The sequence below is a fragment of the Leeuwenhoekiella parthenopeia genome (assembly GCF_020782115.1).
GTDB lineage: Bacteria > Bacteroidota > Bacteroidia > Flavobacteriales > Flavobacteriaceae > Leeuwenhoekiella > Leeuwenhoekiella parthenopeia.
Genome location: NZ_JAJGMW010000002.1, coordinates 245,851 through 268,029 on the forward strand (window position 1 = coordinate 245,851; position 22,179 = coordinate 268,029).

Below are 22,179 nucleotides of genomic sequence, written 5' to 3' on the forward strand. Positions count from 1 at the left end.
GTATTTTTATGAAAACACCTAAATAAAGACTAATTAATTACGTATATAAACGTATTAATACGTAGTTTTTTATATATTTACAATATAACTTTTAAGTAGTATCGTCATGAAGATTCCCAAACTTGTATTAATTGGTGCCGGTCCCGGTGATCCCGAACTCATTACCTTAAAAGCCGTTAAGGCGCTCAAAGAAGCCGAAGTGATCCTCTACGATGCCCTGGTAAATCCGGAGCTTTTAGACTATGCAAAACCCGAAGCCGAACTCATTTTTGTGGGTAAACGCAAGGGCTGTTATGCCTATGCTCAGGATCAGATACACGAGCTTATTGTGCAACGCGCTTATGCCAAAGGGCTGGTGGTGCGCTTAAAAGGAGGTGATCCTTTTGTATTTGGAAGAGGCTCTGAGGAGCAGGAGTTTGCTTTACAACACAAGTTAGAGGTCGAAGTTATACCGGGCATATCTTCAAGTATGGCGGTACCGGCACTGCAGAATATTCCGCTTACGCAACGCGGGCAGGCCGAAAGCTTCTGGGTAATTACCGGAACCACCCGGGACCACAGCCTTTCAGACGATATCAAATTGGCCGCAAAAAGCAATGCCACGGTAATTGTGCTTATGGGCACAGCCAAACTCGATGAGATTGTTGCGGTTTTTAAAGCGGAAGGCAAGCATGATCTGCCGGTTGCCATCATTCAAAACGGAACGCGAAAAGACGAACGGGTGGGAATAGGAACTGTACAAACCATAGCCGAAGTTTATCAAAATCTAAAGCTGGGTAATCCTGCAATCATTGTTTTGGGGCATGTGGTAGCTCACCGGGCTAAACTTCAAAACCTGCTTCAGGAGCAGGAGTTGAGCGTGCAGGTTTAGAGCGCTTCGGTCAGCTGGGTGATTTTTACAAAATCATCCTTTGGCCCTTCACATAGCGAACACCGGTAATCTTCGGGCAACGACTCAAATGCTACGCCGGGCTTTATATTTTGCAACGCATCTCCATAGCGTACATCGTAAAGCGTCATACACGCATTGCACTGGTAAACCTCGACTTCAGTTTTGGGCTTTTCATCTGTAATTTCAGGTTTTTCGGTACGTGTGGTGTTGCCCAGATTTTCAAAGTAAAGCCGGCTTAGTTCCATAAGCAAACCGGGCAATTCTGCCTGATCCACATCCTGAACGTAAACGACGTATTCGCGGGTATTGGGGTCAAAATCCCGCGCATAGGTGATGTTAAAGGTGTCGCGGTAGGCAAAGTCTGCCGGGATGTTTTCAGCTTTATTAACTTCAATAACAATCGAGGTAAAGTAGTATTTACTACTTAGGTATTCGGTTATGCCAAAGGTCAATCCGTAGGTGCTGATGTCGTTTTTGTTGAATTCGTTGACCAAAAATTCCTTCAGCCGAAGGGCTTTATCATTGGCCACAGGCACATGCCAGTTAAGCTCAAGCATACTGTGGCGTACATTTATACCGAAAAGACCCAGAAATTTTTCCCATTTCAGCTTATCCTCTGCAGGAATTCCTTTTACAATAAAGGATTTAAAGGGAGTAAGCGAGATTTTACCTATTTGAGATTCGGTACATAAATCGCAAAGGGCTTTTAAAAAAGCGATATCGTAGCGGTTATTTCTCCAGTACAAACCCAGCCAGTAATTGCCCGAAGCCAATCGGTTCATTCCCTCGTAATAGGGAAAAGGCTGAAAGTCTACCTGCAGTGCCTGAGAGATGGTTCTGCTGTTTAGGCTTATCGAATCGATCACCAGATCAAATACCATGGTGGCGTTACCGGGTTCTTCGCGCAGCAGTTTTTCTATAGTTAGAGCAATGCGGGCCAGATCCCAGCTGTAAATCAAAACCGGGTAGAGTTGCTGTTCTTCCCAATGCGGTAACCTTAGGTACAGGTACCAGTAATCTTCGTGTTCTGAAGCGATAAAGTTAAGATGCCCCGTAAACAGCGGAACGAGCCTTTGCCGGGGATCGGTGATATTGATCTTAAGTTTTGGGCTGTCCTGAAACTGCTCCAGAATATACAAATACCGGTCTGCGGTAAGCCATGCTGTGCTGCCAAAAATTCCGCTTGAGACATACGAAGACACAATGTTTTCAACACCTTCGCTGTGTGCGGGTACGACTTCCAGATTTTCGGTTTTGAAATCTTTTTTTTGATCTTCGCTCAGAAACAAAATGTCCTGCCGGGAGCCAAAGGCAATTGTAGATAAGCCGTTGCGCTCAGCCACTTCAAGAATGCTCTTTAATTCACCCGGGGCAAGCACCCCGCCTTTTACGATGACTCTGGAATAGTTTTTCATGACACAGATTGGGTTGATTCGGTTAAGAGTTCGCGAACTTCTGTTTTGCAGCTTCCGCAGCCCAGGCCGGCGCCGGTTTTGTTGCAAAGTGCCGTAAAATCGGTACAGCCGCCTGCGATGGCATCGGCGATATTGCCTGCTCCCACCTGACTGCACGAGCACACCAGGCGCCCCAGGACCGGAGCTTGTTTGGCACTGCCGCGCAGCAATTGATCGCGTTTTTCGGCAAGTTCAATTTTGCTGTCAATCAGGTTTTTAAATTCGGCAAATTCTTTCTTATCGCCCATAAGCACAGCGCCCACCAGCAAATCATCTTTGATGATGCACTTTTTGTAATAATTGCGGGCCACATCCATAAAAATTACCTCCTCATAATCGGGGTCGTTTTTAGGGATGCTGATAGTGCCAATGCTGCAGAGATCAAGATCTTCAAATTTAAGGATGTTCATAGGCACCGAACCTTCATAGGAAGTGCTGATATCACCGGATAAGTAATTGGCCAGGATTGCTGCCTGCTCTTCGGCAGCAGCGGTGATCCCAAAAGTCTGATTGCGAAACTCGGCTATTTCCCCCAGTGCAAAAACCGAAGGATCTGAGGTTTGCAAAAATTCATTGACCTTTACGCCCCGTCCCATAACAAGACCGGCTTTGCGGGCAATCTCAATGTTGGGCTGGGTGCCAATGGCATAGACAATGGCGTGCGCTTCGATCAGCTTACCGCTCTTTAGGGTCACCTCGAGGGTTTTGGGTTCGTCGCCCGGAAAAACGGTGCTTACCTCGTTGTCAAAATAGACCGATATACCGCGCCGCTGCACATCAAGAGCCAGCAAGCGACTGGCAACGGTGTCAAGCTGGCGTTCCATCAGGTAGGAGGAGCGTTGCACGATGGTAATATTTACCTGTTTATGTCTTAATGAGGCTGCCAGTTCGAGCCCAAGGAGGCCGCCGCCTACAAGGACCACACGCTGCTGCTCCGGCGGAATGCCTGTTTTCGCCAGGTAATCCTTAAAACGGTCGGCATCTTCCTTATCGCGCATCGTAAAGCGACCCTCCAGATCCAGGCGTGCGTCAGGCGGAACAAAAGCACGGCTTCCGGTAGCCAGGATAAGTTTGTCGTAGGTGTGGTAAATGCCGCGGCTGTCTTTTAGGGTTCGGGATTCCCGGTCAATCTGTACGACCGGGTTTCCGGAATGGATTTTAATGTTCAGGGCTTTGAGCTGATGACTTTTGGCCTTGAGGAGTTGTTCCCAACTGAGTGCTTCGGTGATGTATTCGGGCAGTAAAACACGGTTGTAAAACGGATGCTCTTCCTTCGAAAAAACGCTTATTTGATCGTCTTTATTCAGGTCGCGGTAATTCTGTACAAACCGAAACGCAGCGGCTCCCGAGCCTACCACCACAATTTTCTCCGGTTTCTTTTGGTATCGGGCAACCTTCACCGCCGTAAACTTAAAATCGGGTTCCTTGCTCTGCGGGTCAACCATATTCTGAGTCAGGTTGTTGGTGCGGTTGAGACTGGAGTTGAGTTTTTTACCCCAATGCATCGGTAAAAATACAACTCCCTTGCGTATGCTGTCGGTAAGCCGGGCGGTCACCCGTACGTTACCGTTCTCGCTGCTTACTTCGCAGAGATTGCCTTCGCGTATGTTGAGGGCGAAAGCATCAGCGGGATGAATTTCAAGCACGGGTTTGGGATAATGGGTACGTAAGCGGGAAACCTTGCCCGTTTTGGTCATCGTATGCCATTGATCGCGCACCCTGCCCGTGGTAAGTATAAACGGAAAAGCCGCGCTGGGTTTTATCGAACGGTTCGTTACCGTTGCCGGAATATTAAAAACGGCCTTCTGTGAGGGCGTGTAAAACTTGCGGTCTTCAAAAAGGCGCGGAGTCCCGGGATGGCGGTATTCATTTACCGGCCATTGAAAGCTTCCTTCGGTTTTAAGCCGGTCGTAATTAAGATACGAAATGTCGATACTGGTACCACGGGTCATGGTGCAGTATTCCTGATAAATCTCTTCGGTATTGTAAAAATTAAAACCTCTGAAGCCCATTTTTTGGGCGAAATCACATATAATTTCTACATCAGGACGGGCTTCTCCCGGCGCATTGACTGCTTTGGGTAAATAGGTGATGCGCCGTTCAGAATTGGTCATGGTGCCTTCTTTTTCGAGCCAGCCTGCCGCCGGAAGCACCAGGTCTGCATAGGCCAACGTATCAGAACGGTTAGAGATATCCTGAACGACTACAAAGCGGGCATTTTTCAGGGCTTTCTCTACCCGGTTTACATCGGGCAGGCTTACTGCAGGATTGGTGCAGATGATCCAAATAGCTTTGAGTTTTCCTGTTTCGAGCTCTTCAAACATTTGAGTAGCGGTGTAGCCCGGTTTGGGTGAGATAGACTCTACTCCCCAAAATTGTGCGACCTCACTCCGGTGCTCCGGGTTCGTAAGGTCTTTGTGTACCGCCAGCAGATTGGCCATTCCGCCCACTTCACGGCCACCCATGGCATTGGGTTGCCCGGTAAGTGAAAAAGGTCCGCAACCGGGTTTTCCTACCTGTCCGGTGATGAGGGAGAGGTTAAGCAAAGCGAAATTTTTATTGGTTCCTACTACGCTTTGGTTAAGGCCCATCGCCCACATACTGATAAATCCTTTGGAGATTCCAATCCAGTCTGCGGCTTTTTTAATGTCTGCCATAGGAACGCCACAAAGTTTTGAAGCTTCCCGAAGCGACAACTTGTTTACCTGCTCTTTGTATTGATTAAAGCCTTCGGTATGGTTGTTTATAAAGTCTTTGTCAATCAGCCCCAGCTGAAGCAGGCGCCTGCCTATCGCATTGTATAAAATGATGTCTGTTCCCGGTATGAGCTGCAGGTGCAAATCTGCGGCTGCAGCGGTATCGGTAAGCCGCGGGTCTACTGCGATAACCCGCACATCGGGGTTTTTCTCTTTGTGCTGCTCAAGCCTGCGGTAGAGAATAGGATGGCAATAAGCCGGGTTAGCACCGGTTATTAAAAAGCAATCGGCCAGTTCAATATCTGCATACGAAATAGGTACAGAATCTTCCCCGAAGGTTTTTTTATAGCCCACAACCGCGCTGCTCATACACAACCTGGAGTTGGTGTCAATATTGTTTGTGCCCAGAAATCCCTTGACTAATTTGTTTGCGATGTAATATTCTTCGGTAAGACACTGTCCCGAAACGTAGAAGCCCACACTATCGGGTCCGTGCTTTTCGATAATGCTTTTAAAAACCTGGGCGGCACGGTCCAGAGCGGTGTCCCAGTCTACGCGCTCCAGCGGGTGTGAGCGGCTCCAGCGCATTTGTGGGTACAGCAACCGGTCTGAAGTATCATTTACCACATAATGCAGGTTGCGGCCTTTAGAGCAAAGCATCCCGCGGTTTACAGGATGATCGGGATCACCGTCTACCTGAATGCGGTTTTTGGCGTCTTTGGTGATGAGCAGACCGCAGCCCACGCCGCAATACGAACAGGTAGATTTTAAGACTTTTTCGGGCATGGTTTGTGTACTTACAGGATATTTATAGAGCCTGAAGGCTTCAGCAGCAGCTTTTCGCTTTGCCTGCTGAAGCCCCCGGCCAACTCTAAGTTTATTGTTTTTTCCAGATAATCAAAGCAGCAGATTGTGATTTACGAAAAATGGAATCTGATTCAGAAAAAATGCAGAAAACGGATTTTAAGCAGGTTAATTTTATGCATTTGATGGCACTAACTGCTCGGGTAAATCGTAGCTGAGATCTTCGGCTGCAGATTTTTCGTCAGCGGTTGAAAAGCGTATGGCAAGTGCTAAGACTCCCGCTAGAAATACTAAAATACCAATGAGAAAGTAACCGCTTGATACGGCTGTTGCTGCTGCTTCTGCCTGAGCCAGTTTTACCACTTCTTCAGCTGCACCGGCATTGGCATTTATGGCTGCCTGCTCAGCCACGGCGGCTTTCGATTTTAAGAGCAGGGCGGCGAGAAATGCACCTACGTTACCCCCGGCACCAACAATACCTGAAATAGAACCTATAGCTTTTTTGTTGATAAACGGTACTACCGAGAAGGTTGCTCCTTCAGCCATTTGTACCGAAAGACTAAAGGCTACCAAAAAGACAATACCCACAATTAAACTTGTGATGGCCGAAAAGGTAACCAGCATAACTCCCTCCAGGGCAAGAATAGCAACCAAAAAGAGCACCCGGCCGCGCAATCCCTTCAGCTTACCAAATTTATCTCCAAAATAGCCTCCCAGCGTACGGGCAAAAATATTCATCAGGGCAAAAGAAAGCACGATATTACCGGCGGTGATACGATCAAGACTGAAGGTGTTTTGAAGGTAGTCATCCATAGTGCCGTAAACGGTTAATTCGATACCAAAACAGGCGGCATAAACCACAAAGAGAATCCACACGCGGTAATCTTTTAAAGCTTCCATAAAGCCTACTTCGTCTTTTTTACCGGCTTTTACTTTTTTACCGGCTGCGCGCAGTTCGCTAAAATTACCTTCGGGCGTATCCTGAGTAAAGAAGTAATAGACAATGCCCATCAGGAAGCAGATAATTCCTGCGATGATAAGCGAGTACCTCCAGGCGTCTGCTTCAGCAACACCCATACCGATCACGGCAGCTGCAATAAGCGGCATCCCCAGACGGTTTGCACCACCACCCAGATTACCCCAGCCTGCCGAAGTGGCGTTGGCGGTTCCTACGATGTTAGAGGCAAACATAAGCGAGGTATGTACCTGTGTGATTACAAAGCTGGCGCCGATAAAGCCTATAAATAACCGGCAGATTAAAAACTGAAGCGGAGTTTGTACCAGTCCGCACAGGATAACGGGTATTGCACCCAGCAGGAGCAACCAGGTATAGCACAATCTAGGGCCGTATTTGTCGCAAAGTTTACCTATTAGCAAACGGGCAAATACAGTACCTGCAACGGCCAGAATCACAGAATTCCATTTTTGATTGGGAGAAAGCCCCAGATCCCGTACGACATCGGGCATAAAAGGAACAATACCAAACCATGCGAAGAAGCATAAAAAGAATGCCACCGAAGTAATCCAAAACGTTCGCATAGGAACGCTGGTAAAATCTTTCAAATTAAGGCGGGTTGCCTTTGCGGAAGTGAATGTACGTGTCATAATTAAGTGTTTATACTTACAAAAATAAGTAGTAATACTTAATTATAATACGTAGTCTTGAAGAAATACGAATATTAAAATTTCAATCCGTTTTATTATTGATTTCTGAAAATGCAGATTGAAATAGTTAGAGATTTACATCAAATTGAATTCAGAAGCCTTGTTTGCCAGCTCCATAAGATTCTTAACCTCAAGCTTTTTCATCAAATTAAAGCGGTGAACTTCTGCCGTACGCTTACTGATGTTGAGGTCTTCGCCAATTTCCTTGTTGCTTTTGCCTTCAAGTACCAGTCCCAGGATCTGGCGCTCGCGTTTGGTAAGGCTGTAGGCATCAACAATAGAGGCTTTGGGTTTTTGAACCGGAGCTGGGGCCTTGCCGGTCACAAAATTGTTGATGATGATAGAAGACAGCTCCCCGGCAAAATACTTATCCCCCTGTTGTAAGGTGTGCAGGGCTTTTAAAAATTCTTCCTTGCTCGAACCTTTAAGCAAATACCCGTCTGCACCTGCCTGTATAGACTGTAGCACATACTCCTCACTGTCATGCATAGAAAGCACCAGGGTTTTGAGATCAAGTCCCTCATCGCGCAGTTGCTGTACGACTTCAATACCATTAAGCCCGGGCATTCGGATGTCGACAATGAGTAAATCGGGTTTTTGCTTGCGCACGACTTCAAGGGCTTCCCTGCCGTCTGAAGCTTCATCAATTACCAGAATATCCTGCTGGTCTTCAAGCAGTGCTTTAATGCCGTCGCGTACCAGGACGTGGTCGTCTGCAAGTACGACTTTGAGCTTCTCGGTTTCCATATTGAGCGTTTAATCTATGGGGATGTTGAGCACAATGCGTGTTCCCTTTCCCGGCTCCGAATTTACGAAAAGTCTTCCGTTAATGTAGTTCATACGCTCGTGCATAAAGGTCATACCCATTCCGCCACCTTCGCGGTTCTCAAGGTCAATTCCGGAAGGGTCAAAACCTTTGCCGTCGTCGTCTATGTTAATGCTGAGCATGCTTTTGCTGTGCCTAACGCTTACCATAATAATTTTAGAGCCTGCGTATTTTAAGGCGTTGTTGATTGCTTCCTGGGTAATGCGGTAGGTGTTAATCTCCACCAGACTGTCTAGCCGCAGGTTAAAATCGGTCTTGTTGTGCAATTGGATGTGCTTGCCGGTGAGGTTGCTGAGTTCTTTTGTGAGTTTTGCCAAAGCGGGAATAAGCCCATGGTCTGTAAGCTCAGGCGGAGTAAGGTTAAAGGTGGCGGTGCGTATGCCTTTAATAATATCCAGCGAAAGGTTTTTAAGATGGGTGATTTTGGCCTGTGCCTTTTCAGGGTCTTTAAGGTCTATGCTTTCGAGGGTAAATTTAAGCCCCGTAAGCATCTGGCCAATGCCGTCGTGCAGATCACGCGCAATGCGGTTTTGCTCACGCTCCTGGTTCTCGATGATTTGGCGCGAAACGTTTTTCTGCTGGCTGATGCGCTCTTCAAAGTGGGATTTGGTAAGCCGTTCAATCTCATCATGTGCCTCTTTACGCTTGGTGATGTCTATAAAAATTATGAGTAACTGATGATTTTCTTTATGTTTTAAAAACGGAAGCAATGACATTTCAAAATAACGACGGTTCCCTTCTTTTGGGGTGGCGCTGATCTCTCCCTGCCAGCCGGTGCGTTTGTGTTCGTTTAAAAGTTGCTCCAGACGCTGCTTTTCGGGCTCGTGGGTAGAGATAACATCAGAAAGTCTGGATTGAGTTTCGAGATTTTTGGGTTTAAAGAGTTTGATAAACGGGTCGCCCGCGTGCAGAATGTTTCCGTTGAGGTCTGTGCGTACAAAAAACAGGGTACGGTCCATCGCCTGGCTTAGTGCCTGGTATTCCCAAAGTAATTTTTCTTTAGATTCGGCTAAAGCGTCGGCGTCACGGGCCATTTTTTGAGCCTTTCGCTCTGCGGTAATAAGATCAAACATCCCGGTGCGTACCGCTTTCGCCGTAGGCCAAAAAATAAAAATGAATTCAGCCAAAAGCAGGAGCAGGGTAAGTCCCATTAGCAGGACCTCAAGGGTGCGCAACCGCTCAATCTTGGCATCGGCCTCATACTGGTACTGATTTACAATACGGTCCATCAGCCTTAAAAACGGGGCTTCATTGGCCAAAATGGTGTTTAAAGCGCCGAGACTGGTTACATCTGTAGTATTTTCTGCGGAAAGCAATTGTGCCGAAGCTGCGTACACCGACTCAAAATAGGGATTGATCTGATCAAAAAGCTGGTTGATGCGGGCTGTATTGACTGCCGGAATATGCAGGCTGTCACTGCCGTTTTGCAGTGCGAGATGGCTGTTGTGCCAAAGCGTGCGGGTGGCGCTCAGACTGTCTTGCAGGGCCTGAATCTTCGCGCTGTTACCGGGGCGGGTGAGGAGCAGGGCTTCTTTAGTAATCTTTTGACTCAGCATACGCTGGCGCCCTGCGATGTTGATGACGGTAGAGTCTGCCGTTTGATCGTTTAAAAATTTACGAACCAAAACCTGGCTTGCCACTACCGATAGCGCAATAAGGCTTAGTGCGATGATGTAAAGCTTCCGGAGTTTGGAAAAAGTTTTTTGGTCTAACGTGGCCATTTTTGATTTTTAAGTCAGGGCCTTGGTTACGAGTTCGCGGGTCTTTGGGCTCAGGTCGAGGGAAAGCGCAGCTTTGTGGCCTGCTTCAGACATTTTGGCCCAGGTTTTCTGAAGGATATCAATTACTTTCTCTTCCGGATGTCCTTTGGCAAAATCTTCAAAATAATAGTCCAGAAAAACCAGACAGATTACGTCTTCAAGTTTTTGAGAATCCTCGTCTTTTTTGAGCAGTTTCTTGCGGATCAAAAAGGCCACGCGATCCCGGAATTCTTCAGTAAAGCCAAGGTTTTCAAGAATAGCGGTGGTGATAGAAGCGTGCATCTTTTTGAGGTCTTCGCGCCATTTAAGATATCCGGTACGATTCATAGGATAAGAGTCCCGGGGTATCTGCCAGCGGCAAATATGCTGGGCGCGGGCTGCGATTTGCAAGGTTTCAGGAGCCTCGGGGTCAAAATCCTGCAAACGTGCGCTCATACGCCGCGAGTAGAGCAGTTCTTTGGGGACCTGCTCTCCGTCAACGAGTTCGTAGTTAGGGTCTTCTGCGTTTTTAGCGTCTATGGCGGCAAATGCCTGCTCCAATACTGTCATGGGCCTGGTTTATTTATCACTAAAACCAATATACACCATATTATCCTGAATTTTTACGGGATAGGTTGCAATTTGATAGCTTTCGCCATTAAGGTTAGAACCGTCCTCGAGTGAAAAGGTTTTTTTGTGAAGGGGGCAGGCCACTTTGGGAATGCCGTCTGCATCACCGGTCATCCCCCGGGATAAGACCATCTCGAGTTTGTGCGGACACAAATTCTGACAGGCATACCATTTTGAAGTCAGGCTGAAATTGAAAACCGCGATTTGAAGTTTTCCATGTTTTACGCAGGCTCCTCCATTTTCGGGGAAATCTGAAGTATGACCTACCTTGACCCAGCTCGTGGCGGTGTCAGGAAAAACGCTGGTATAGTTATTTAGTAATTCTTCCATGTTAAAAGCTTGAGATTATTACCAGGGGCGTGGCATTTTTTGATCCCGCAGCGACACAAATTCTAGGGTGTCGTCTACGTCGTCTGAGTTTACAAAATGTTTAAATCGGGAGGCCAGTTTAGGATCTTCAATAGCCTGTTTCCACTCGCATTCGTACTTGTTTACAAGTCCCTGCATTTCGGTTTCGAGTTCTTCGGCGATACCCAGACTGTCTTCAATAACTACCTGTTTCAGGTACTCGATACCTCCATCAAGTTTTTCAAGCCAGGGTGCTGTACGCACTAAAGGACCTGCTGTGCGTATGTAAAACATCAGGAAACGATCAAGATATTTAATGCAGGTTGCGTCATCCAGTTGCTCGGCCAGTAAAATGGCGTGTTTGGGAGTTGCCCCGCCATTACCGCATACGTAAAGATTCCATCCACCATCTACCGCGATGAGTCCAAAATCCTTGCCCCGGGCTTCGGCGCACTCGCGAATACAGCCGCTTACGCCGCCTTTCAGTTTATGCGGAGAGCGTAGGCCGCGATAGCGGTTTTCAATCTCGATAGCAAAGGAGACCGACTCGTGCATACCGTAACGGCACCAGGTTGAGCCTACACAACTTTTAACCGTACGCAGCGATTTTCCGTAGGCGTGACCGCTTTCAAAGCCGGCTTCTATAAGTTCTTTCCAGATTAGCGGAAGCTCGTGAAGGCGCGCTCCAAAGAGGTCAATACGCTGACCGCCCGTGATTTTGGTGTACAGGTTGTATTTTTTGGCTACTTCGCCCAAAACGATGAGTTTCTCGGGGCTGATCTCGCCACCGGCAACACGCGGAACTACCGAGTAGGTCCCGTTACGCTGTATATTGGCCAAAAAACGGTCGTTAGAATCCTGAATCACCGGTTGTTTGTTTGCGGTATCCATATAAACACTCGAGAAAATCGACGCCATTACGGGTTTGCAGATTTCGCAACCGCAGCCGCTGCCCAGACGGGCAAGGGCTTCTTCGAAGGTCTTGATCTGTTTGATTTTGACCAGATCATAAAGTTCCTGGCGGTTGTATTTAAAATGCTCGCAAACGGTATCTTTTACTTCTTTGCCCAAAGACTTTAGGGTCTCGTTGACGAGGTCAACTACCATAGGCTTGCAGCCGCCGCAGCCGGTGGTGGCTTTGGTGCATTTGATCACGTCTTTAAGATCAGAGCAGGTACCTTCTTCAATACTCTTGCATATACTTCCTTTTGAAACGCTTTCGCAGGAACAAATTTGAGCAGTATCGGGCAAATCGAGTACACTTCCCAGAATATTGCTGTCTCCACCGCGGGAACCCAAAATAAGATCTTCGGGATTCTGGGGCAGCTTCATCGCATTATAGTAAATCTGAAACAGGCTGTTGTAATCGGAAGAGTCGCCAACTAAGATACCACCGTACAAACGCGAACCATCGCGGGCAACATTGATGCGTTTGTAAATGCCGCTGCGTTTGTTAACGTAGGTGATAGCTGCTACTTCTTCATTTTCAATAAAGGGATCACCAAAGCTCGCCACTTCGGTGCCTATGAGTTTGAGTTGGGTAGACATATCAATGGAGGCCGCCATACTTTTGCTGCCGTCTGTAAGCTGGTGCACCGCAACATCGGCCATTTCGTAACCGGGAGCAACCAGCCCGTAAATACCGTCATTGTACAGAGCTACCTCGCCTATTGCAAATACGTGGGGGTCTGAGGTTTTCATTTTTTCATTAACCACAATGCCACCCCGTGCACCTACCTGAATGCCGCAGGCGCGTGCCAGTTCATCCCGTGGTCGAATCCCCGCAGAAATAATCAGCATATCAACATCCAGATGGGTGTCGTCTGCAAATTCCATACGTGCTATAGCTTCGTCCCCGGCAATTTGCTGGGTGGCTTTGCTGAGGTGAATGCCTATACCCAGACTTTCTATTTTAGCCTGAAGCATCGCGCTTGCGGCATCGTCCAGTTGGCGTGGCATCAGGCGTGGTGCAAACTCAATCACATGGGCCTCAAGCCCCAGTTCTTTAGCGGCGTTTGCCGCCTCAAGACCTAAAAGTCCGCCCCCAAGAACAGCAGCCTTAGCACCCGACTTAAGTTTGGCAGCGTAAGCCTTCATCGCATCGAGATCTTCAATGGTACGGTAGACAAACACGCCCTTTTTATCTGCTCCTTTTATGGGTGGAACAAATGGCGCTGAGCCTGTGGCCAGGATGAGGTTGTCGTATTCATATACGGCCTGCTTGTGAGTCGTTACCGTTTTAGCCTCCAGATCAATGGCGGTAACCAGTTCTGAGGTGTGAAGTGCAATTCCTTTAGAAGCATACCAATCCCTGCCGGCGAGGAGGAGCTGGTCTGCGGTTTTATCACTAAAATATTCACTAAGGTGAACCCGGTCGTAAGCAGGACGCGGCTCTTCTCCAAAAACAACGACCTGAAAGGCCTCAAAATCAGGATGTGCAGCTAGTTTTTCGCAAAACTTATACCCTACCATTCCATTACCAATAACGATGACTTTTTTCATGAGCTACGTATTTAAAGTTCAAATATAAGTATAAATACTTATTTTAGTACGTATTGATTTCTAAAAAATTACGGGCAGGTTTTACAGAATTGATAAGAAATCGGTCTGTAATTGAGTTTTTGGTGGAAGTATACCGCTTGAGGGCCTTATCTACTTAATTTGAAAACCTTCAGTTATAAGCACAAAGCTTCTAAGGGTTAAAAATAGCAGCTGTATTTTCCGGGTAAAATTTACCCGATACGCATAGCAATTACCCGGTTGATTATTCGGTATAGGAATAAGCATTTTTTAAAGTTTTGATAATCAGTATTTTATTATGAATTTCAAGTTCCTGCGTTCTTTTGGAGGAATAGTTGCTAACTAATGAGTAACTCAAATCTCTAAGTAATGGCTAAGTCTTTAAATACCGCCCGTCGTATCAATACCATTCTGGCACTGGCTGTGGTTTTCCTGCTCGTTTTGGCTACAAATCGCATTGATCAGTATCATTTTAAAACCGCTCAGACCAATATGAATGAGGTGTTTGAAGACCGGGTGCTGGTGCAGGATTACATTTTTTCAATTTCGCGGGAATTGCATACCAGGCAACTCAAGCTCTACGATACTGTGCCGCAAACCACGAATTCAGGTTCTGAACAAACAGAGAGCGTTTCTCAGATTCTCTCCAAATTTGAAGCGACCAAGCTTACACCGGCCGAATACAATCTGCTTAAACAGTTTAAAAACGATTTCAATACTCTGGAAGGGCTGGATCGAAATCCTTCAACACAGAATAATGTTGAACTCCGGAAACGAAAAAGTGACCAACTCGCTGCCCTTCAGCAAAATTTGCTGGAGCTGAGTGAAATTCAGGTACGCGAAAGCAGGCGCCTCACCCGCGAGTCTCAAAAATCGCTTGATGTAAGTAATCTGCTGGCGAATCTGGAGATTTTCTTTTTGATCGTCATCGGGATCGCCCTGCAGGTACTTATTTTTTATAAATCGAAAAAGCTCGCGAAACAAAGCGCTGCTTAGGATTGTAGCACGCGGGTATTTTAAGGCTAAAGTTTTGGTCTTACACAAACAGGATGTTTAACTTAGACGATCTCTAAGATCGGCTTATGAACAGCGTAGAAGCAGCTTTGAAAGAACGTATAAAAGAATTGACCTGCCTGTATGAGGTTTCTTCCATTCTGGTTAATGCCGACGAAACCAATCACGAGGAAACCTACAGCAGTATCGCACAAAGTATTAAAATTGGATTTCAATATCCAGAAGATACCGAAGTGGTCATTGAGCAGGGGACGTTCTCCGTAAAGACCGGAAGCGTAAAAACCGATAAAAAACTCAGCAGTGCCATTCAGCTTTTTAAAAAAGAGGCCGGTTCCATCTGTGTATATCTCAACAAAACCGAACTTGATTTTTTACCGGAAGAGCAGCCGCTTATAGACAACATTGCTTTAAAAATAGGGGATTATCTCGAGCGTTTGGCGATTAAACAAAACGAGTTGCTGCTGCGGCAGCAGATGGAGCACGCAGACCGGCTTACGATTATTGGCGAACTCACCGCCGGTATTGCACACGAGTTAAATACGCCGCTTGCAAATATTCTGGGCTTCGCCGAATTGTTACGCGATAACCTGAGTGATCACGATCCTGCTGTTTCCGACGTAGATAAAATCATCAAAAACGCTATGTTTTCTCGTGAAGTGGTTAAAAAACTGATGTTTTTTGCGCACGCCATTCCGCAGGAAAAAAAGGAAGTGAACATTATCCCGGTAGTACGGGATGCACTCGATTTACTGGATGCCGCGTTTAAAAAAGAACAGGTACGTTATGATTTTTATACAGAACAGGATCCCATTAAGCTTAAAGTAGATGCGGTGCAGCTGACTCAAATAATCATAAATTTGGTGATTAACGCGATTTACTTTTCGCCTAAAAAGGGCCTCGTAGGCATTAAGATTACACAGCAGGATGAAAACGTGGTTTTTGAAATCAGCGATGAAGGACCGGGGCTCAGCCCGGAAGCGCTGGAGAAAGTTTTTCAGCCCTTTTTTACCACCAAGCCCACGGGTGAAGGTTCGGGTCTTGGTTTAAGTGTGGTGCACGGGATTGTAACCAGCCATAACGGAAGTATAACGGCTCAAAACAGGCCAGATCAAGGTGCGCTTTTTACCGTGCGCCTGCCCAAAGACGAATATGCGATTAAATAAAGAAAACATATTGATTGTAGACGATGATCTGCATATTTTAGAACTGCTTCAGCGGCATCTGCACCGCTGGAATTACCATACCTATCGCGCAGTTTCGGTTAAGGAAGCGGTGAATATTCTACGGGATTCGCAGGTCGATTTGTTGATCACCGATTTAAAAATGCCGCAGATAGACGGCTTTGAACTCATCAAATTTGTCTCTGAACATTATCCCGATTTGCCCAAGCTCATAGTGACCGGCTTTCCTTCGGTACAGGATTCCCTCAAGGCTATTAAGTCTGGTGTGGCCGAATATCTGACCAAGCCTTTTACACGCGACGAACTCGAAGAGGCCGTGACTAAAGCACTTTCGGCTTCCCGGGCAAAACCTAAAACACCAACTCAACCGGTGCAGCGTGATGCGTATGGTGAAATCATTGGTTCTTCCGAAGAAATGAACGAGGTTCTTGAGGTGGTTGACCGGGTTAAAGACAATAAGGCTACGCTCTACATTAGTGGCGAAAGCGGCACCGGAAAAGAACTGGTTGCCCGTGCCGTACATTATCAGGGTAAGTTTGCCGCGGCTCCCTTTGTACCTGTGAATTGCGGCGGAATCCCCGAGACTTTACTGGAAGCTGAATTATTTGGCTACAAAAAAGGAGCATTTACCGGGGCAGAAAAAGACCGTAAAGGCGCATTCCAGTCCGCACAGGGTGGGACTATTTTTTTAGATGAAATCGGGAATGCGTCATTGGCTGTGCAGGCCCGTTTGCTTAGGGTTTTACAGGAAAAGGAGGTGACTCCGCTGGGTTCGCACAAACCCGAAAAAATTGATGTACGGGTCATCGCAGCTACAAATAATGACCTGGCCGAGATGATCAGAAAAGAAACCTTTAGAGAAGATTTATATTACCGCCTGAGAGTGGTGGAGATCCATATTCCGCCCCTGCGCAAACGCATGACAGACCTGCCGCTACTGGTAGATAAGTTTTTGCTCAAATACGGTTTAGAATACAAAGACCGTTACCTGAAAATTGAACCTGATGCTTTGGAGGTACTGAAACGCTATTCCTGGCCGGGCAACATCAGGGAGCTTGAGAATGTGGTACAGCGCGCAGTGATTATGTGTGATAAAAGCATACAGGTTAAAGACCTTCCCGATCATTTAAAGTATGCTATTGATATGCCGGAAGATGTACTTAGCTCTCTCGCAGAAATGGAGCGTAAGTACATCAAAAAAGTGCTTCGGGCTACCGGAAACAACAAAACCAGAGCTGCAGAAATTCTTCAGATTACCCGAAAAACACTACGCGAAAAGCTCAAGGAATAGCGGGTAATTCTTACCCGGCCGGATCTTTTTTACGCACCGGCTGCTCATTCCGTTTTCAACTTATTTGAAAATAAGTAATTGAAATTCAATAAGTTATAATTTTATTCGGCTAAATGGCCCAGGCAGTGGCATACGGCTTGCTCATTAGATGGTATTACATCTAGTAAGTAACCTTAAAAAATAGTCGTATGAAAACATTTATAGCAATTGCCGCAATGGCACTGGGATTAACAACTGTACAGGCACAAAACACGTGTGAAACCCCGCAATTGAAAGCAGGTGATGTGATTAAGATCGCAAGCCCTTCACACGCTACCTACTCGCACATCAACTTCCCCAAAAGTAATTTTATCATCAAGCGAGGGGGGATAGCCAATCATAAATCGCTAATCAACAAAGAGGTTGAGGTAACCGAAGTAAAAATGGAAAACGGATGCGTTGCTCAGATTGAAGTAAAACTGAAAGATGGCAAGAAGTTTTTTAATGTGGTGTGTGAGGTGAGTATCGATTTGGAAGATGCTCTTGCTGCAGGTGAGGTCAGGCTTTTAAAATCCTAACGAAAATTGGTGACGTAAAGTGGTTAGTGCTTTGCGTATAATAGAAACCCGCTAAGATTAGGGAATTAGCGGGTTTTCTTATTTTATAAAATCTACTCTTTCAATCTTCGGGCTACATACCCGCGAATAACTTCGGTTGTTATACCAAAGGCAACATGCGCTATGAGTTCATTAACCTGAATGTTCAGGGGTATATCTGTGGGTTTATCTTTTAATCCTAATAGAGGCAGCGAGGTCTCGTGGGTACCTATCCAGGTTGTAGCGCCGTATGCAGCGCCTTCAAGAATACTTATTTCACCTTTATCCCTTTTGGCATAGCCGTAAGTAGCACCCAGACTGGCTCCAAAAGGTATGTTTATTAATTGTTCTGCCAGCTCGTGATTGGTCTCACTTATGCGTTCACCGGTAAGTTTGACCGAAAGATCATCTACCAGCTTAACCTGAGCAGACCGCGTGTTGGGTTTACGTACAGGAAGTACTTTCTCAATTGCGGTTTTAACCAGTGTGCCGGCAAGCCCGCCTAAAACACCGGATATTAAACCTCTGGTCACATTAGAAGAAAATGAATCTTTTTCTAACCAGGCTTCTACAGCATTACTCATAGTATTGGATTTTGGTTTAAATTTATAAAGACACGAGGTAGTAGAACGCTGGTTTAACAGCTCTTTCACAGCAAATTATTTTAACATTTTGCTATTATAGTTTTTTTGAAATTAGCTTTATTTATGTGTTAGGTACTGGGATATAGGTTTGACTTATTGTTAAATTCAAATATGCAATGTTGATACACGTTTATATCACAAACTTAAGGGTATCTTGCCCGGTACGTATTGAGTTTAAGCGATGTTGCCAATCTCGTTGTTTAATCAAAACTTGAAATACATCTAACCCTAATAATATGAATTCTGAAACGCTTTTTAATGCCATACGCACCGGCGATGGCATACAAATCAACCAAATTTTAGAAGCGCAGCCACAGCTTGTAGATGCAGTAGATCAACGCGGGTCAAGCCCTTTATTGCTGGCCAGTTACTACGGCCATCGCGATGTTTGTGAGCAACTTATCGCACGCGGGGCTAAAATCAACGCTAAAGATGCAAGCGGTAACACTGCCTTAATGGGCGTTTGCTTTAAAGGCTATACCGAAGTAGCCCAACTTCTGGTAGAGAAGGGTGCTGATGTAAACGTTCAGAATTTTAACGGGGCGACGGCTTTGATTTATGCTGCTACTTTTAATCAAAAAGAGTTGGTTGAACTGTTGCTTTCTTATAATGCAGATGTAAACCTTCAGGACGGGAGAGGGCTTAAGGCGGTTGACCACGCCCGTATGCAAGGCCTCAATCAGATCGAAAAAATACTGGAAGATGCAGGCTGATCCTTTAGATCAATTGCATAGCATTCGATTTAGAAAACCCGGCTTAGGCTCAAAATCGGTATTAAACCCCGATCAGGAAAAGGACTTTTCGAGATTTCTTATCAATGCACTGGGTTCTGATGTTTTTGTAATAAGTACGGGTCTGGGTCTTGATGTATATTACAGTCATCAGCAGGATTGCTCTGCTTTTATTACTAAAAATCTATGGCTTTTTCAGGAAACTGAGATAAAAGGCGATATCGTTATCGTGTCTGAAGAAAATCACGGGCGGGATGTTTTGGATTATTTTGGTACCGTGGTAAATACGCTTGTAGATTATCCCTTGTTGCTGTTGTCCTGTTGTAAAAAATTTATGAGGCAGTATCAGGCCACACCGCATAAATCCAGATTGCATCTGTTGTTATACTCTGCTTTTCAGTTTCACATGCAGGCGCTAATTACCGATGCAAAAATCCCTTATCTGGAAAAAATAAAAAAGCTTTTAAGCCAATCTAAAGGTCTGGATTTTGAAACCCTTGGAGACCACGATAATCTGGTAAATAAATTGCGGAAGTCTCAAAACCTAAATTAACGGGTAAGGTCTTTTAGTCGTTTGGGTTTTTTTAGTCTGGACAAAATCTTCAGGAAAGCCAAAGCTGTAATGTACGCATCTCCAATGGCCTTATGCCGGTCTGTACGGGCAATATTGAGTTCTTCGCACAATTCGTCAAGGCTGTAAACCTTATCAGGATTTGTGATATTTACAAGATGTACCGTGCGTTTATGCAAAACTCCGGTATCTATGGTTTTGTTTTTAAGTTTAGGAGCTCCCAGTCTTTTAAGTGCATAATTTATAATACCTACATCAAAACCTATGTGATGTCCTACCAACACGGAATTCCCGATATAATTAAGAAATTGCTTTACGGCTTCTTCTTCGCTGATTTTTTGGTATTTACTGTTCTCTTTTAAAATGCCGTGTATGGCCACGGCGTCTTTACTGAAAACTTCCTGTTCGACATAGAGCTCAAGACTGTTTGACAGGTTTATGCGGTTACCCCGCAATTCAACGGCCCCTACACTGAGGATACGGTCTGTTTGTTTATTGAGTCCTGTAGTTTCGGTATCAAAAACCACAAAGCGTGCATCTTCGGGAGCAGGATCTTCGAGGCCCGTAAACAGCACAGCATACTCCTTGTAAAAGGCGGGCGGATCTGGTGTTTTCTGAAAAAATGGAATTCTCATAGCGATTAAAATCAGCAGGATAAGGCATTCTTAATTCACGCCAACCCGATTTATTTGAGTTGGTAGCGAACCGTCAATATTTCCTGTATATCCTGAATGGGTTTAAAGCAGCGTTTCAGTTTTAGTTTTTCGGCTTTGCTTAAAGTCGCCAGTTCTATAAAACGCCCGGAGTCACCGTGCAGAATACCCTGTCGGGTTCTAAATTTCAGGAGGGCTTTAAACGCATACGAGCAGCTTTCGTAAATCTCCTTATTATTGGTTTCAATTTCAGCAAGACGTTCAAAACGGGCAGCAGTATTGTTAATGTTGCGCAATTTATGATGCAGGCTCAATACGCGGGCAGCATCAATAAGCGGCATTAACGCGCGGGACTTAATGTCAAAAAAATCTTTATGCTCGCCGTCTTCTTCAACCAGAAACTGCCTGAAAAATCCTAAAGGTGACGGGCTGCGTATCGCATCTTTGGCCATAACCCGATAGAACATGTTGTTCTGGTCAAGGGTGTCTAAAATATTATCAGAAAGGCGGGTGACGAGTTCGGTATCACCATAGACATAGCTGTAATCAAAGAAAATTGCAGAGAGCAACTGACTTTCAGGCGTAGGGTCTTTGATCCAGATGTCGTATTGATTTTTCCATTCCTGCACAGACTGGCACCAGCGCGGGTTACTCGCCATCATATCTGCGGGGCAGTAATCATAACCTATTTTATGCAGGGAACGGGTGATGTGACGAGCCAGTTTAATGAAGTAAGTCTGGGTTGCCTCATAATCTTCAGGAGCTACATTTTCAAATACAATGGCGTGATCCTGATCGGTAAGTAAGAGTTGCTCTTTACGGCCCTGACTACCCAATGCCAGCCATGCGAATTTGCAGGGTGGGGATACCTCCATTTTTTGAAGTGAAAGCTCAATGACCCTAACGGTGATTGCGTAATTTACTTCATTCAGAATATTTAGAATCTGAGACAGAGGCAGGTTTTGAGCCAGATACTTTTTGAGCAGTTGAGAGACTTTGAGTCTTACATTACGCAATCTTTTGGTGCGCTTAGCCAGTTTTACCTCTTTCATAAGCACCACCGGATTGTTAGCAAAGGAAACCACGATATCGTGCTCGGTGATAAGCCCCAGCAAATTAGAGTCTGGCGTGCCGTCTTCGGTGATACACAGGTGACTGATGTCGTTTTTGAGCATGATTAGCTGCGCCTGTGCCACGGTGGGGTCTTTATGAAAACAGCGCACCGGCCGGGTCATAATTTGGGTTACCGGATCGGTAATATCAAATGCGCCCGTCGCGATCTTATCCCGCAAATCCTTGTTGGTTATGATGCCTCTTGGCTTATTGTCTTCCGTGACGATGATAGAGCCCACGTTGCGGTGGCTCATTTTGCTTGCAGCCACTTTGATCAGCGTTTCGGGCGTGCAGGTGAGTATGTTTTTAGAATATTTAGCTTTTTGCAGATCGAAAATTTCGCTGTTGCGCTCTACGGAATATTCGGTAAACAATTTTCCGCTTTCTTCAAGCGAGTAGGGATCCTGAACATTGGAAGCAAAAGAGGCGATAAGGAAGTTACTCACTTCTTTGTGCTCCAGGGCAATGGGCAAAAAGAGGTCTATGGGAATGCCGTATAAGATAGTCTCTTCATTGGCCGAAGCAGATAGTTCGTAATCTTCTTTTGTTATCAAAGGCCGAAGGCCAAAAAGATCACCCTCATCGCAAATATCCACGATTTTGGGTTCATTTTCTTCGGTACGCGAGAGTCTTACAGCACCGTCTTTAACTACATAAAAAATGCCTGTGTTTTTTTCACCCTCTTTAAATATGGCTTTGTCCTTTTCGTAATACAAGACCTGTACTTCACCCGAAATTTTAAGCAAACTCGAGGAACTCAGAAACTGGAATGGCGGGTAGTCTTTTAAAAAATCGGCTACGCGTTCTGCAATGGTGTTTTTCATCAATTCTG

The 22,179-nt window shown here is 45.7% G+C and carries 18 protein-coding genes; 7 read left to right on the forward strand and 11 right to left on the reverse strand.

All coding sequences use genetic code 11. The features are described 5' to 3' along the window. Nucleotides 1-106: 106 nt before the first annotated feature. Nucleotides 107-871, forward strand: a complete 765-nt coding sequence (cobA, locus tag LLW17_RS02290) for a uroporphyrinogen-III C-methyltransferase (protein WP_228228648.1) — start codon at nt 107-109, stop codon at nt 869-871. On the opposite strand, the gene LLW17_RS02295 is transcribed toward cobA, so the two are convergent. The 8 genes from LLW17_RS02295 to nirB form a co-directional block, all read right to left on the reverse strand. Continuing rightward, nucleotides 868-2,307 (reverse strand): rubredoxin, encoded by a 1,440-nt coding sequence (locus tag LLW17_RS02295; RefSeq protein ID WP_228228649.1) that lies wholly within the window; start codon nt 2,305-2,307, stop codon nt 868-870. The two genes, cobA and LLW17_RS02295, sit on opposite strands and share 4 nt — an antisense overlap. Continuing rightward, on the reverse strand, nt 2,304-5,828 hold the full coding sequence (locus LLW17_RS02300; RefSeq protein ID WP_228228650.1) for a nitrate reductase: 3,525 nt from the start codon (nt 5,826-5,828) through the stop codon (nt 2,304-2,306). Before LLW17_RS02300 ends, LLW17_RS02295 begins: the two co-directional genes overlap by 4 nt. 192 nt (nt 5,829-6,020) lie before the next feature. Further along, on the reverse strand, nt 6,021-7,451 hold the full coding sequence (locus LLW17_RS02305; protein WP_228228651.1) for an MFS transporter: 1,431 nt from the start codon (nt 7,449-7,451) through the stop codon (nt 6,021-6,023). Nucleotides 7,452-7,586: 135 nt separating this feature from the next. Then, on the reverse strand, nt 7,587-8,258 hold the full coding sequence (locus LLW17_RS02310; protein WP_228228652.1) for a response regulator: 672 nt from the start codon (nt 8,256-8,258) through the stop codon (nt 7,587-7,589). Nucleotides 8,259-8,267: 9 nt separating this feature from the next. Beyond that, nucleotides 8,268-10,058, reverse strand: a complete 1,791-nt coding sequence (locus LLW17_RS02315) for a sensor histidine kinase (protein ID WP_228228653.1) — start codon at nt 10,056-10,058, stop codon at nt 8,268-8,270. A gap of 9 nt (nt 10,059-10,067) precedes the next feature. Beyond that, nucleotides 10,068-10,646, reverse strand: coding sequence for a DUF4202 domain-containing protein (locus LLW17_RS02320; RefSeq protein ID WP_228228654.1), 579 nt, complete (start codon nt 10,644-10,646; stop codon nt 10,068-10,070). 9 nt (nt 10,647-10,655) lie between these two features. Then, nucleotides 10,656-11,036, reverse strand: coding sequence for a nitrite reductase small subunit NirD (gene nirD, locus LLW17_RS02325; RefSeq protein WP_228228655.1), 381 nt, complete (start codon nt 11,034-11,036; stop codon nt 10,656-10,658). Between the two features lie 18 nt (nt 11,037-11,054). Beyond that, nucleotides 11,055-13,556: a nitrite reductase large subunit NirB gene (nirB, locus tag LLW17_RS02330; protein ID WP_228228656.1), complete on the reverse strand. Its 2,502-nt coding sequence runs from the start codon at nt 13,554-13,556 to the stop codon at nt 11,055-11,057. A gap of 387 nt (nt 13,557-13,943) precedes the next feature. Between nirB and LLW17_RS02335 the strand changes: the two genes are divergently transcribed. The 4 genes from LLW17_RS02335 (at nt 13,944) to LLW17_RS02350 (ending at nt 17,617) form a co-directional block, all read left to right on the forward strand. Beyond that, entirely contained in the window at nt 13,944-14,570 is a 627-nt protein-coding gene (locus LLW17_RS02335; RefSeq protein ID WP_228228657.1) for a hypothetical protein, read from the forward strand. A gap of 86 nt (nt 14,571-14,656) precedes the next feature. Beyond that, nucleotides 14,657-15,751, forward strand: a complete 1,095-nt coding sequence (locus LLW17_RS02340) for a sensor histidine kinase (RefSeq protein WP_228228658.1) — start codon at nt 14,657-14,659, stop codon at nt 15,749-15,751. Further along, complete coding sequence (locus tag LLW17_RS02345) at nt 15,738-17,060, forward strand: sigma-54-dependent transcriptional regulator (protein WP_228228659.1); 1,323 nt, start codon at nt 15,738-15,740, stop codon at nt 17,058-17,060. Before LLW17_RS02340 ends, LLW17_RS02345 begins: the two co-directional genes overlap by 14 nt. Before the next feature lie 188 nt (nt 17,061-17,248). Further along, nucleotides 17,249-17,617: a hypothetical protein gene (locus LLW17_RS02350; RefSeq protein ID WP_228228660.1), complete on the forward strand. Its 369-nt coding sequence runs from the start codon at nt 17,249-17,251 to the stop codon at nt 17,615-17,617. 92 nt (nt 17,618-17,709) lie between these two features. Here the strand turns inward: LLW17_RS02350 and LLW17_RS02355 are convergent, their stop codons facing one another. Further along, entirely contained in the window at nt 17,710-18,219 is a 510-nt protein-coding gene (locus tag LLW17_RS02355; protein ID WP_228228661.1) for a DUF1440 domain-containing protein, read from the reverse strand. 296 nt (nt 18,220-18,515) lie between these two features. Here LLW17_RS02355 and LLW17_RS02360 point away from each other — a divergent pair, with 296 nt between their 5' ends. Both LLW17_RS02360 and LLW17_RS02365 read left to right on the forward strand, forming a co-directional pair. Beyond that, nucleotides 18,516-18,992: an ankyrin repeat domain-containing protein gene (locus tag LLW17_RS02360; RefSeq protein WP_228228662.1), complete on the forward strand. Its 477-nt coding sequence runs from the start codon at nt 18,516-18,518 to the stop codon at nt 18,990-18,992. Then, nucleotides 18,982-19,563: a hypothetical protein gene (locus LLW17_RS02365; RefSeq protein ID WP_228228663.1), complete on the forward strand. Its 582-nt coding sequence runs from the start codon at nt 18,982-18,984 to the stop codon at nt 19,561-19,563. Before LLW17_RS02360 ends, LLW17_RS02365 begins: the two co-directional genes overlap by 11 nt. Here LLW17_RS02365 and LLW17_RS02370 read toward each other — a convergent pair. Together LLW17_RS02370 and LLW17_RS02375 are read right to left on the reverse strand one after the other, a co-directional pair. Continuing rightward, nucleotides 19,560-20,216 (reverse strand): 3'-5' exonuclease, encoded by a 657-nt coding sequence (locus LLW17_RS02370; protein WP_228228664.1) that lies wholly within the window; start codon nt 20,214-20,216, stop codon nt 19,560-19,562. The genes LLW17_RS02365 and LLW17_RS02370 overlap by 4 nt on opposite strands. Before the next feature lie 50 nt (nt 20,217-20,266). Next, complete coding sequence (locus tag LLW17_RS02375) at nt 20,267-22,171, reverse strand: DUF294 nucleotidyltransferase-like domain-containing protein (protein ID WP_228228665.1); 1,905 nt, start codon at nt 22,169-22,171, stop codon at nt 20,267-20,269. Between the last annotated feature and the right edge of the window lie 8 nt (nt 22,172-22,179).

Coding starts and splice junctions, on each gene's coding strand:
- LLW17_RS02345 (WP_228228659.1), top strand. CDS start 15,738: ATGCGATTAAATAAAGAAAACATATTGATTGTAGACGATGATCTGCAT.
- LLW17_RS02335 (WP_228228657.1), top strand. CDS start 13,944: ATGGCTAAGTCTTTAAATACCGCCCGTCGTATCAATACCATTCTGGCA.
- nirD (WP_228228655.1), bottom strand. CDS start 11,036: ATGGAAGAATTACTAAATAACTATACCAGCGTTTTTCCTGACACCGCC.
- LLW17_RS02365 (WP_228228663.1), top strand. CDS start 18,982: ATGCAGGCTGATCCTTTAGATCAATTGCATAGCATTCGATTTAGAAAA.
- LLW17_RS02370 (WP_228228664.1), bottom strand. CDS start 20,216: ATGAGAATTCCATTTTTTCAGAAAACACCAGATCCGCCCGCCTTTTAC.
- LLW17_RS02340 (WP_228228658.1), top strand. CDS start 14,657: ATGAACAGCGTAGAAGCAGCTTTGAAAGAACGTATAAAAGAATTGACC.
- LLW17_RS02375 (WP_228228665.1), bottom strand. CDS start 22,171: ATGAAAAACACCATTGCAGAACGCGTAGCCGATTTTTTAAAAGACTAC.
- LLW17_RS02300 (WP_228228650.1), bottom strand. CDS start 5,828: ATGCCCGAAAAAGTCTTAAAATCTACCTGTTCGTATTGCGGCGTGGGC.
- nirB (WP_228228656.1), bottom strand. CDS start 13,556: ATGAAAAAAGTCATCGTTATTGGTAATGGAATGGTAGGGTATAAGTTT.
- LLW17_RS02350 (WP_228228660.1), top strand. CDS start 17,249: ATGAAAACATTTATAGCAATTGCCGCAATGGCACTGGGATTAACAACT.
- cobA (WP_228228648.1), top strand. CDS start 107: ATGAAGATTCCCAAACTTGTATTAATTGGTGCCGGTCCCGGTGATCCC.
- LLW17_RS02310 (WP_228228652.1), bottom strand. CDS start 8,258: ATGGAAACCGAGAAGCTCAAAGTCGTACTTGCAGACGACCACGTCCTG.
- LLW17_RS02360 (WP_228228662.1), top strand. CDS start 18,516: ATGAATTCTGAAACGCTTTTTAATGCCATACGCACCGGCGATGGCATA.
- LLW17_RS02305 (WP_228228651.1), bottom strand. CDS start 7,451: ATGACACGTACATTCACTTCCGCAAAGGCAACCCGCCTTAATTTGAAA.
- LLW17_RS02355 (WP_228228661.1), bottom strand. CDS start 18,219: ATGAGTAATGCTGTAGAAGCCTGGTTAGAAAAAGATTCATTTTCTTCT.
- LLW17_RS02315 (WP_228228653.1), bottom strand. CDS start 10,058: ATGGCCACGTTAGACCAAAAAACTTTTTCCAAACTCCGGAAGCTTTAC.
- LLW17_RS02295 (WP_228228649.1), bottom strand. CDS start 2,307: ATGAAAAACTATTCCAGAGTCATCGTAAAAGGCGGGGTGCTTGCCCCG.
- LLW17_RS02320 (WP_228228654.1), bottom strand. CDS start 10,646: ATGACAGTATTGGAGCAGGCATTTGCCGCCATAGACGCTAAAAACGCA.